Annotated in this window: 9 protein-coding genes; 6 read left to right on the forward strand and 3 right to left on the reverse strand. The window is 66.7% G+C overall.

The features are described from left to right. Positions 1-18 precede the first annotated feature (18 nt). Positions 19-1644, forward strand: a complete 1626-nt coding sequence (locus EJB06_RS27645) for a M28 family peptidase (RefSeq protein ID WP_126077258.1) — start codon at positions 19-21, stop codon at positions 1642-1644. A gap of 37 nt (positions 1645-1681) precedes the next feature. Here the strand turns inward: EJB06_RS27645 and EJB06_RS27650 are convergent, their stop codons facing one another. Next, the gene (locus tag EJB06_RS27650) at positions 1682-2137 is read right to left on the reverse strand and encodes a tellurite resistance TerB family protein (RefSeq protein WP_126077259.1); all 456 of its coding nucleotides are present in this window, start codon (positions 2135-2137) and stop codon (positions 1682-1684) included. A gap of 116 nt (positions 2138-2253) precedes the next feature. After that, complete coding sequence (locus EJB06_RS27655) at positions 2254-4446, reverse strand: TonB-dependent receptor (RefSeq protein WP_126077260.1); 2193 nt, start codon at positions 4444-4446, stop codon at positions 2254-2256. Between the two features lie 89 nt (positions 4447-4535). Here EJB06_RS27655 and EJB06_RS27660 point away from each other — a divergent pair, with 89 nt between their 5' ends. From EJB06_RS27660 to EJB06_RS27670, 3 genes are read left to right on the forward strand one after another with little or no spacing between them, the layout of a single operon-like run. Next, the gene (locus EJB06_RS27660) at positions 4536-5246 is read left to right on the forward strand and encodes an ABC transporter ATP-binding protein (RefSeq protein ID WP_229427323.1); all 711 of its coding nucleotides are present in this window, start codon (positions 4536-4538) and stop codon (positions 5244-5246) included. Then, positions 5243-6628, forward strand: coding sequence for an ABC transporter permease subunit (locus EJB06_RS27665; protein ID WP_126077261.1), 1386 nt, complete (start codon positions 5243-5245; stop codon positions 6626-6628). The genes EJB06_RS27660 and EJB06_RS27665 overlap by 4 nt, the downstream gene beginning before the upstream one ends. After that, positions 6625-8088 carry an ABC transporter permease subunit gene (locus EJB06_RS27670; RefSeq protein WP_164558057.1) on the forward strand — a complete coding sequence of 488 codons (1464 nt, stop codon included), beginning with the start codon at positions 6625-6627 and terminating at the stop codon, positions 8086-8088. Before EJB06_RS27665 ends, EJB06_RS27670 begins: the two co-directional genes overlap by 4 nt. Before the next feature lie 200 nt (positions 8089-8288). Here EJB06_RS27670 and EJB06_RS27675 read toward each other — a convergent pair whose 3' ends face one another. Next, entirely contained in the window at positions 8289-8735 is a 447-nt protein-coding gene (locus EJB06_RS27675) for a Fur family transcriptional regulator (RefSeq protein ID WP_126077263.1), read from the reverse strand. 137 nt (positions 8736-8872) lie between these two features. Between EJB06_RS27675 and EJB06_RS27680 the strand changes: the two genes are divergently transcribed. Then, positions 8873-9811, forward strand: a complete 939-nt coding sequence (locus EJB06_RS27680) for a GHMP family kinase ATP-binding protein (RefSeq protein ID WP_126077264.1) — start codon at positions 8873-8875, stop codon at positions 9809-9811. A gap of 2 nt (positions 9812-9813) precedes the next feature. After that, the gene (locus EJB06_RS27685; protein ID WP_126077265.1) at positions 9814-10821 is read left to right on the forward strand and encodes a pyridoxal-phosphate dependent enzyme; all 1008 of its coding nucleotides are present in this window, start codon (positions 9814-9816) and stop codon (positions 10819-10821) included. Positions 10822-10830 lie beyond the last annotated feature (9 nt).

The raw sequence follows: 10830 nt of genomic DNA on the forward strand, positions 1-10830 counted from the left end.
TTACCGCACTAGGAACCCATGCAAAAGATGCTTTCCTCCTTCGTCAGCACGGCCATCGCTACCAGCGTGGCCCTCGCTTTCCCTGCCTACGCCGCCGGCCCCGCCCCCATCGTCAAGGAAGCGCCGCTGCGCGCCCACCTGTCGTTCCTGTCGAGCGACCTGCTCGAAGGGCGCGGCACCGGCCAGCGCGGCGGCGACCTGACCGTGGCCTACCTTGAATCGCAGGCGCTGGCCGCCGGCCTCAAGCCGGGCAACGGCGACAGCTTCCGCCAGTCGGTCAAGATCGCCGGCGTGAAGTCGACCCCGGAGTCGAGCAGCGTGGCGCTGGAAGCCGGCGGCAAGGCGCAGACCCTGGCCTTCGGCAAGGACTGGGTATGGGCGCCGGGCGACGCCAAGGCGACCCACGCGATGGATGCGGAGCTGGTGTTCGTCGGCTACGGCATCAGCGCGCCGGAAGAAGGCTGGGACGACTACAAGGGCATGGACGTCAAGGGCAAGGTGGTGGTCATGATGGTCAACGACCCGGCGCCGACGGCCGCCGAGCCGAATCGCTTCAACGGCAAGGGCCTGACCTACTACGGCCGCTGGACCTACAAGTTCGAAGAAGCCGCGCGCCAGGGCGCCGCCGGCGTGCTGCTGATTCACACCGACGCCTCGGCCTCGTACGGCTGGAGCGTGGTGCAGAACAGCTGGCTGGCCGAACGCTTCCAGCTGGCGCAGGGCAAACTGGGCGCGAACATGGAAGGCTGGATGACCGAGGCGGCCGCGCGCACGCTGTTCGCCGCCGCCGGCCAGGACCTGGACCTGCTGCGCAGCGCCGCCGAGAACAAGAACTTCAAGCCGGTGGCCCTGAAAGCGAAGGTCAAGGGCGAGATGAAGGCGGCCGTGCGCATGGTCGAACAGTTCAACGTGGCCGGCGTGGTGCCGGGCACCGATCCGACACTCAAGGACGAAGTGGTGATCTACAGCGCCCACTGGGATCACCTGGGCAAGCAAGGCGAAGGCGCCGACACCATCTACAACGGCGCGGTCGACAATGCGTCGGGCACCGCTGGCCTCTTGGCGATGGCGCAGGAAGCGGTGCGCGCGCCGGCCAGGCGCAGCCAGATGTTCCTGTGGGTCGCGGCCGAAGAACAGGGCTTGCTGGGCAGCGCGGCCTACGCCAGCAGCCCGCTGTGGCCAGCGAATAAAACCGCGGCCAACCTGAACCTGGACAGCCTCAATTTCGTCGGCGCGGCCAGGGATATCGGCACCAAGGGCAGCGAGCGCACGGAACTGGGCGCGATGGCCGAAGCGACCGCCAAGGCCATGGGCCTGGTGGTGCGCACGCCGGAGCCGGACCTGGCGGGCGGCTACTTCCGCAGCGACCATTTCAGCTTCGCCAAGGCGGGCATTCCGGCCTTCTCGATCGAAGGCGGCAAGGACTACGTGAAGGATCTGGAAGGCGCCAAGGCCAAGCAGGCTTCGTACCGCGCGCGCTACCACCAGGTGGGCGACGAATACGATCCGACGTGGGATCTGGCAGGCATGGTGCAGCAGGCGCAATTCACCTTGAACCTGGGCATGCGGGTGGCGAACGCGCCGAAGATGCCGGCCTGGAAAGCCGGCGACGCCTTCGGCAAGGTGCGCGCGTCGGCCAAATAAGGCACAGCGGGGTGGGCATGGCGCCCACCCCGTTTTTTTATGCCAGTTCGAATTCGGCCGGGTTCAGGCCCAATTCCTTGCAGATCTTGACCGCCACGACTTTTTCGCTGGCGTCGAAATTGCCGTCCGCCGAAGCGATGGCGATCACCATGCGCACCAGCAGGCGCGCCGCTTCGCCGTTCGACTTCATCTTGCCCAGTGCCTGGTAGGCCTTCGACTCGCCGATGTCGCGGTCGAATTCGAGCTGGCCCACGTGATCCTGGAAGGCCTTGATCACGTCGCTGGTCGTGAAGACCGACAGCGCGTCGTGGGTCTCGATGAACTTGACCATTTTTTGCTTTTCGTCCGACGTGATGCTGCCGTCCGCCATGGCGATCAGGGCCGAACCGGCCATGGCCGCATCCATGAAATTCTTGTTCTTGAATTTCAATACGTCCGTTTTCATTTCACCGGCTTTGGTTTTCAGGCGAGTCAGAAAATTGTCGAAACTCATGATGTACTCCGGTTTGCAAGGTTGATAAGAACGGCAATCTTACTCCGATTTTCGGCTTCGCCACAGCAAACCGGCGCCCGTCGCCGTTCATTTAAGCCGTCCGTAACAAAGCCTGCCTAAAACCGCGCGTGATAGGTCAGGTCGGCGCTGCGCGGCGCGCCCAGGATGACCTGGCTGTTCACATTGGCCCCGCTCCAGCCGGCATACAGCCTGTCGCCCAGGTTACGCACGCGCAGGGTCAGGTCGCCCGAACCCAGGCGCCAGCTCGCGTACACGTCGGCCGTGGCAAACGCGTTCATGCGGATCGTATTGGCGTTGTTGGTATAGCGCTCGCCCGTGTAATTGAGCGCGGCGCCGACCTTCAGCGGCAGCTGGTCCACCTTGTAGTCGACCCACAGGTTGCCGGTCTTCCTGGCGACGTTGGGCGGCAGCTTGCCGGCGCGCGAGACCTTACCCGCTTCGATCAACTGGTCGAACTGCGCATCGAGCAGCGCCACGTTGCCGTTGATGCTCACCTGGCGCGTGGGCCGCCACGCCGCCGCCAGCTCCACCCCGCGCGAGGATTGCTTGCCGCTGTTGACGGTCAGGGTCGGCAGCGCCGCGTCGCGCGAGAGGATGTTATCGAGTCCGATCCGGTACAGCGCCAGCGTGTAATCGACGCTGCCGCCGAACAGCGACTGCTTGATCCCGATTTCGCTCTGCGTCCCTTTCGACAGGTCGAAGGCGGCGTTCGCGGCCGACAGCAGCAGCAGGTTGCCCGAGCCGACCGGCGCCGAGGCGCTGGTGTGCTGCGCATAGACCGACAGGTCCTTGTCGAACGCGTACACGGTGCCGATGCGCAGCGAGCGCGGATCGTAGGTTTGTCCATAGGCGGTCGCCGCGCCGGTGTTCAGGTCCGCCGTGCGGCGTTCCAGCTTGACGCGGTCCTGGCGCAGGCCGGCCACGATGGTCCATTTGTCGGTCAACCACAGCGCATCTTCCAGGTACAGGGAGATTGTCGGAATGCTGGTCGAAAAATTGCTGCGGTTGCCGGCCCCGGTGTACAGCGCGCCGTTGGCGCTCAACGCGTCGTAGCTGCCGTAGACGGGATCGAACAGGTCCACCGTCAGGGCGGCATTGGCGGCGGCGCCGCCGTTGGAAAAGCTGCGCGCGGTGGCGAAGCGCGTCTTGCTGTATTCGGCGCCCGCCGCGAAGCGCTGCTTCATGCCGGCCAGCTTGCCGCTGTAGGACAGGTCGAGCCGGTTGCCGAACACCTGGTGGTCGTGGGTCACGCCGACCAGGTCGCGCACGATCTGGCGCGGTGCGCTGAAGGTATGGCTCTCCGCGTTGCGCCAATTGCGGTCGGCCGTGTAGTACGACAGCTCGTTGCGCAGGGTCCAGTCGGGGGCCAGCTTCCAGGTCAGCCTGGCGCGCGCCCAGGCGCTCTCGGACTCCATCACCGCGTCGTCGACGTTGTAGTTCTTGAAGGCCAGGCGGCGGTCGATCACCCGTCCCGCCACGTCGTCGACCGCGCCCGCCGGGTCGGCCGCCAGCGCGCGCGGCACCAGGGGCGAGCCCTGGTAGGCGTTCACCTTATCGGACAGCAGGTCGAGGCTCAGGTCGAGCGTGACGTCGCGCGTGAGCGCGCTGGTCGTGGCCAGGGTCAGGCTGTCGTAGCGCTGCTTGTTGCGGTCGATGTAGCCGTCGCTCTGCTGGTGGCTGTAGTCGATGCGTACCGCATGCGCCTCGCCGAGCGGGCGGTTGATGCCCGCGCCCAGGCGCCAGGTATTGAAGCTCCCGTACGACAGCATCGCCTCGCTGGCCGCCTGCGCGCGGTCGGGGCGCTTGGTCACGAAATTGATCGCGCCGCCGATCGCGCCGTCGCCCGACATCAGCGAGGCCGGGCCCTTGAGCACTTCGATGCGCTCGAAATTCCAGGTGTCCTGGGTGCGCGCGCTCATGGTCGGCACGGCGATGCGGCTGCCGTCGTACAGATAGCTGACAAAACCCGAACTGAAACCGCGCGAGGATGTCTGCGAAGGCGAGGTGGCATTACCGCCCTGAGTGACGCCGACCGCGCCGCGCAGCGCTTCATCGAGACTGCGCGCGCCGCGCACCTCGATCAGGGCGCGGTCGATCACTTCGACCGAGGCCGGGGTTTCGCGCAGGGTCAGGTCGAGGCGGCTGCCCAGGGCCGTGCTGTCGCTGCCGGCCGGCGCGCGCGCGCTGTCGATGACAACCACGGGCATCGGCGGAGGCGCATCGTCGGCGTAGGCGGCCAAAGGGCTGTACAGGCAAAGCAGTGCGCACGGCAGCTTTCTCAATTTCACGGCAAGACTCCTATTGATAATAAGTTCTCATTATCGTATAGTCCTCGACAATTCCGCAATCTTTTAGTGAAGTCAATCTCATGGACATGATGAAACCCGCCCTCCAGATGGACAATGTCACGCGCCGTTTCGGCGAGCGCGTGGCCCTGAACGGCCTCTCGCTCACCTTGCAGGCGGGCGAGGTGTACGCCCTGCTCGCCCCCAACGGCGCCGGCAAGACCACCACCCTCAATTTGATCCTCGGCTTCCTGCAGCCGGACGGCGGCAGCATCCATGTGTGCGGCGAACCGGTGGCCGGGGACGCGGCCCGCACGCGCGCCTCGATCGCCTATCTGCCCGAACAGGTGGCGATCTATCCCGAATTGAGCGGACTGGAAAACCTGCGCTACTTCTCGCTGCTGGCGTCGAAAGAGCTGGACGACGCTACCCTGCGCCGCCTGCTCGCCGAAGCGGGCCTGCGCGCCGAAGCCCACGAGCGCCCCGCGCGCAACTACTCGAAAGGCATGCGCCAGAAGGTCGGGATTGCGATTGCGATGGCGCGCGACGCCAAACTGCTGCTGCTCGACGAGCCGACCTCGGGCCTCGACCCGCTGGCGGCATCGGAACTCTCCGGCCTGTTGCGCGCGGCATCGCAGCGCGGCGTCGCCATCCTCATGGCCACGCACGACCTGTACCGCATCAAGGAAGTGGCAACCCGCGTCGGCGTGCTGCACGCGGGGCGCATCGAACGCGAGATCGATCCGCAGACGACCGAACACGCGACCCTGGAGCAGGTCTACATCGCGGAGCTGGCGCGATGAGCGCACAGCTGCACACGGCGCTGCTGCGCGCCGAAGCCCGGCGCCTGTGGCGCGAACCGCGCCTGCGCTGGGTCGCCATGCTGGCGCCCTTGCTGCTGCTGATCGTGTTTTTCTCGTCGATGAACAGCGCTGCGCGCATGGCCGAGGAACGCACGCGCTTTGCCGCATCCGAGCGCGCGCGCTGGGTGGAACAGGGCCAGAAAGACCCGCACAGCGCTGCCCACTTCGGCGTGTGGGCGGTCAAGCCGTCCTCGCCGCTGCAGGTGCTGGCGCCGGGCATCGAACCGTTTGTCGGCCTGTCGGTCTGGCTGGAGGCGCACAAGCGCAACGAGATGATCTTCCGTCCCAACCAGGATGCCGATCCGATCATGCGCAGCGCCGCCTCGGTGGCGCAGGTGCTCGAAGTGCTCGGGCCGATGTTCGCGATCCTGCTCGGCTTTGCCGGCTTTGCCCAGGACCGCCAGCGCGGCACCTTGCGCATGGCCTTCGGTAACGGCGCCACGCCGGGACGGCTGCTGCTGTCGCGCTTCGCGGTGATGGTCGGCCTGCTGGTGTGCATGGCGCTGGCGCCGGTGGTGGCGATGGGCGGCTATGCGCTGCAGGCGCTGCCCGATGCCGGCTGGGGCGGGGCCGCCCGCCTGGCTCTCTGGAGCCTGCTGAACTTCCTGTACCTGCTGGTGTTCCTGCTGATCGCGCTGGCGGTCTCGCTCAAGGCGCCGAGCGCGCGCGCCGCGCTGACCATCATGCTGGTGCTCTGGCTGGTGCTGTGCGTGGTGCTGCCGCGCGCCGCCGGCAACGCGGCCCAGGTGCTCGCGCCCGTGCCCTCGTACCAGGAGGTGCGCAGCCGCCTTGAAACCGAGTCGCCCGCCTACGAAGGCGCCGACAAATGGGAAGCGCGGCGCCAGGCGCTGATCAAGGCCGGCGTGAACAATGTGCGCGCCGCGCAGCTCGACCAGTCCGAGCGCGAATCGCATGCGGTGTTCGACCGCGTGCTGGGGCGCTTCTACGATTCGGTGGAACAGCAGGACCGCACCTTCGGCTGGCTGGGCGCGCTCACGCCGACGGTGGCGCTGCAGGCGTCCGGCGCGGCCGTCGCCGGCACCGACTTTTATCAGCACCGGCATTTCATCGAGGCCGCCGAAACCTACCGGCGCACGATGGTCAACCGGCTCAATGGAGATCTGATGCGACACACGGAACATGAAGACGCCAGCAAATCGACCGGCAGGCAGTTCTGGGAATCGGTGCCGGCCTTTGCCTACCGCGCGCCGGCGCTGGGCAGCGTGCTGGCGAATGCGGCGGCGCCCTTGCTGCTGCTGGCCGGATGGTGCGTGCTGGCCGGCCTTGCCGCCTGGCGCGCGGCGAAAGGGGTGCAGCCATGACGCGCGCACTGTTCAAGCTCGAACTGGCGATGCTGCTCAAGGCGCGCTTCACATGGGTCATCGGCGCGCTGCTGTTTGCGGCACTCTGCTGGGGAGCGATCAACGGCCAGGCCAACGCCGACGCGCAGCAGGCCACGGTCGAGCGGGTGAAGGTGCACGCGGCGGCCAGGCTGGCAAAACAGCAGGCCGACGTGGCGCGCTACAACCGCCCGGCCGATACGGTGCTGCCGTACTGGCAGGACCCGTCCGACGCGGCCGGCTACATGCGCTATGGCCTGGCCGCGTACGCGGTCAAGCCGCCGTCGCCGCTGGCGGGCATCGCCATCGGCCAGTCACGCCTGCTGCCGTTCTATATCAAGACCGATCTCGATTACGTGGCGCCGCCGGCGGCCGCCTTCGACTTCATCAACCCGCGCATCCTGAGCCTGGGCGACTTCGACCTGTCGTTCGTGCTGGTGTACGTGCTGCCGCTGGCCCTGATCGCCATCGGCGCCTCGCGCCTGGCGGCCGAACGCGACTCCGGCGCGCTGCGGCTGATGGCGGCGCAACTGCCCTCCTTCCGCCAGCTGGTGATGCTCAAGTTCAGCGTGGCCGCCGCCGTGTGCGTGCCGTTGACGCTGGCGGCAACCGTGCTGGCCCTGGTGGTGGCGGGCACGCCCTGTTGGAGCATGCAGACGGCGGGCACCATGCTGCTGCTGGGCGCCGCGCTGGCCGGCTTTACCCTGTTCTGGGTGGCGCTGACGGCGCTGGTGGCCAGCCGCATCGGGGTGGTGGGCAGTTACCTGCGGCTGGTGTCGCTGTGGATCGGATTCACCTTCTTCGTGCCGGCGGCCGGCGCCCTGTTCATCGGCATGGCGTATCCGGCGCCCTCGCCGCTGCTGTACCTGGACGACCTGCGGCGCGCCAACGACTTCAAGCCGGCCGAGCGCGATGCGCTGTTCGCGGCCATGGCGCGCGCCGATCCGGCGTATGCGGCGGCGGCGGAGCGGGTCGGCAAGGTGTCGTATGCGACCAAGCAGATCGCGGTGCAGCAGGCGGTGGAGCGCCAGGTTGCGCAGCGCGCAGAGGCAGCGGCGCGCCAGAACGACGCCGCATCAGGCAAGGCCGCCGCGCTGCGCTGGCTGTCGCCGGCGATGGTGTTCGACACCCTGTTGCAGCAGGCGGCGGGCAGCGGCGTGGAACGGCACAAGCGCTTCCTCGAGCGCACCGGCGACTATACGGACGAACTGCGGGCCTTCTTCTGGCCGCGCGCACTGGCCGAAGCGGCCAATCCCGGCAATGCATGCCCGGGCTGTGCGGGGCGGATGAATTTCACGGACCACGACAAGATCCCGCGCTTCGAGGCGGACCGTCCGATGGATGGCGTGGCCGGCGCTGTCGGCGGCGCGGTGGGGTATTTGTGGGTGCTGGCGTGCGCGGTGATGCTGATGCTGTGGAGCGGGAGGAGGATGAAGGTGTAAGCGCCTGCGCACCCCCGTCGTTCCCGCGCAGGCGGGAACCTGAGTTTGCCAAGCAGTCTTGGGCGGCGTTACGAACTTGGGTTCCCGCCTGCGCGGGAACGACGGTAAATAGGCGAAACGACGGGGGATAGCCGAAACGACGGGGGATAGCCGAAACGACGGGGGATAGGCAAAACGACGAATCGGGGCAGATCAACGGGCTAGTGCGTCTTCGGCGCGCGTGCGCGGCGTTTCGGTACCGGCGCCGCTTTGGCGCGCTCCGCCGCGCGTTCGGCGGCGCAGTCGGCGCACACGCCGTACAGGGTCAGCTCGTGACGGTCGATCTCGAAGCCCGCCGGCGCCAGGCTGTCCATCGAACCGGGGCAGCCTTCGACATCGAACACGCGGTCGCACGGCACGCAGTGGAAGTGGTGGTGATGGTGATGCGCCGCGTGGCTCATTTCGTAGCGCGCGTTTTCGCCCGGCAGGCTCACGGTCTGGATGGTGCCGTCGTCGATCAGCAGCTTGAGGTTGCGGTAAATGGTCGCGATACCGATTTCGGACACGGTCTCGCGTACCCCGGCGAGGATTTCCTGGGGAGTGAGCGGGCGGGCCGCTGCGTCGATGACAGTACGAATCGCTGTCCGCTGGCGTGTGGAACGTTCCATGGCAAGGCTGTTGAAGCAAAAACCCATTATCCCATAAAGCTGAACAAATGCTTGCCTCACTAATGATAATGCATTATCGTTAACGCCAAGCAGTCAGGTAACTCTCTCTCGACATTCACCACGAAAGCCAGGATCCCGTGCCTTCCATCGACTTCGCAGACAGCAGATACACACCGGCGGCGCGCCCCGACTTCGCCTGGCATGCCGGCACGGCGGCAACGATCAGCAGCGGGATCTGCCACGGCACCCTGGGCGAGCTGATTCAGGGACCGTACATCGAAAACGGCGCCGCCCAAATCAGCCTGATCTCGCTGCCGGTCAAAAAATACAGCTGCATGCATTTCACCCACGGGGAACGGGCGGGCACGGACAACGCGCTGGCCACCAAGACCAAATGCCAGCAGGCGATCGGCCACTATCTCGCGCGGCACGGCAGGCGCCTGCCGCCCGGGACCTGGAGCCACGATTCGGAACTGCTGGAAGGCAAAGGCATGGCCAGTTCGACGGCCGACATCGTGGCCACCATCCGCTGCCTCGATGCGATCTTCGGCGTCAACTCGTGCGGCGAATCGATATCGGCCACCCTGCGCGCGATCGAGCGTTCCGACAGCGTGTTTTTGGATACCTACGCGCTGTACCTGAGCGGACGCCAGCAGGTGGTGCAGTGCTTCGGCAGCGCGCCCACTTTTCACGCCTGCTATATCGACGAGGGCGAGCGCATCGATACCGAAAAAACCGGCGCGCGCCTGCTCGCGCTGTACCAGGAACGCTTGACGCCCTACACCGCCAACCTGGAGAACGCCGTCGACGCCTTTGTGCGCAACGACCTGGCGGCGATTGCCGCCTGCGCCACGGCCAGTGCGGTGCTGGGGCAGGACGCCATCCCCAAGCGCACCCTGGGCGCACTGCTGAAGAACCAGGCGCGCTACGGGGCCGACGGCATCTTCGTCGCGCACACGGGCAGCCTGGCGGGCTATCTGTTCATTCACAAACCGGGGCCCACGCAAATGGGCGCGCTTTCCTCATTCTTTCGCGGCCTGGGCTTCCAGAGCCGCTTCGTCCAGACAGGATTCTGACCATGTTCGATCACATTGCGGACGCCATCAAGGCGCCGGACTTCGTACGCCTCGGCCCCAACCTGTACGTCGCCCGTTTCGAGACGATGAAGGTGTATTCGACCCTGGTGGCGGTCGAACGGCTGCTGAAAGCGGGCGTGGTCAGGCGCGGCGACACGCTGCTCGACAGCTCCAGCGGCATCTACGCATACGCGCTCGCACTGGCCTGCCACAAGTTCGACATGCAGTGCCACATCATCGCCTCGAAGACGGTGGACAGGACGCTGATGGTGCAGCTCCAGTTGCTCGGCGCCCATGTGGAGCAGGTGCCGCCGTCGGCCACCCTGAAGATGGACCAGAGCCTGCGCGTGGCGCGCATCGGCGAAATCCGCGCCGCCAATCCACAGGTGCACTGGATGCAGCAGTACCACGACGACATCCACTACGCCGGCTACGAACCGATCGCCAGCCAGATCGAACTGCTGCTCGGCACCGACAGCCTGACCATCGTCGGCGGCGTGGGCTCCGGCTGCTCGACCGGCGGCCTGGCGCGCGCCTTGCGCCACACCGACGACGCGGTGGAGCTGATCGGCGTGCAGCCCTTCGGCAGCGTCACCTTCGGTTGCGCGCACATCGAAGACCCGGGCATCATCATCGCCGGCATCGGCACCGGCATCCCCTTTCGCAACGTGCAGCACAAGCTGTACGACCAGATCCACTGGATCGGCTTCGATTACGGCCTGGCGGGCGCGGTGGCGCTATTGCGCCGGCACGCGATCTTCGCCGGCCTGTCGAGCGGCTGCTGCTACCTGGCGGCGGCGCGCGAAGCGCAGCTGCGGCCCGACCGCAATGTGCTGTTCATCGCCCCCGACACCGGCCACCGCTACGTGGACGCGGTCTTCGCGCAGCACGACAGCGCGCTGGAACTCAATGGCCTGGCGCCCACCCACGTCGACGCGCACGAGGACCTTGTGCTGCCCTGGTCGGTGATGGCATGGAACCGCCGCGCCGCCACCGAATCCATCAACTGAAAAGGGAGT

Origin of the sequence: Massilia atriviolacea (assembly GCF_003953935.1) — a bacterium.
In the GTDB taxonomy this organism is placed as follows: Bacteria; Pseudomonadota; Gammaproteobacteria; order Burkholderiales; family Burkholderiaceae_D; genus Telluria_A; species Telluria_A atriviolacea.

What these genes read in the sequence shown, in the direction of transcription:
- EJB06_RS27645 (WP_126077258.1), top strand. Translation starts at nt 19, where the DNA reads ATGCAAAAGATGCTTTCCTCCTTCGTCAGCACGGCCATCGCTACCAGC.
- EJB06_RS27650 (WP_126077259.1), bottom strand. Translation starts at nt 2,137, where the DNA reads ATGAGTTTCGACAATTTTCTGACTCGCCTGAAAACCAAAGCCGGTGAA.
- EJB06_RS27660 (WP_229427323.1), top strand. Translation starts at nt 4,536, where the DNA reads ATGAAACCCGCCCTCCAGATGGACAATGTCACGCGCCGTTTCGGCGAG.
- EJB06_RS27665 (WP_126077261.1), top strand. Translation starts at nt 5,243, where the DNA reads ATGAGCGCACAGCTGCACACGGCGCTGCTGCGCGCCGAAGCCCGGCGC.
- EJB06_RS27670 (WP_164558057.1), top strand. Translation starts at nt 6,625, where the DNA reads ATGACGCGCGCACTGTTCAAGCTCGAACTGGCGATGCTGCTCAAGGCG.
- EJB06_RS27675 (WP_126077263.1), bottom strand. Translation starts at nt 8,735, where the DNA reads ATGGAACGTTCCACACGCCAGCGGACAGCGATTCGTACTGTCATCGAC.
- EJB06_RS27685 (WP_126077265.1), top strand. Translation starts at nt 9,814, where the DNA reads ATGTTCGATCACATTGCGGACGCCATCAAGGCGCCGGACTTCGTACGC.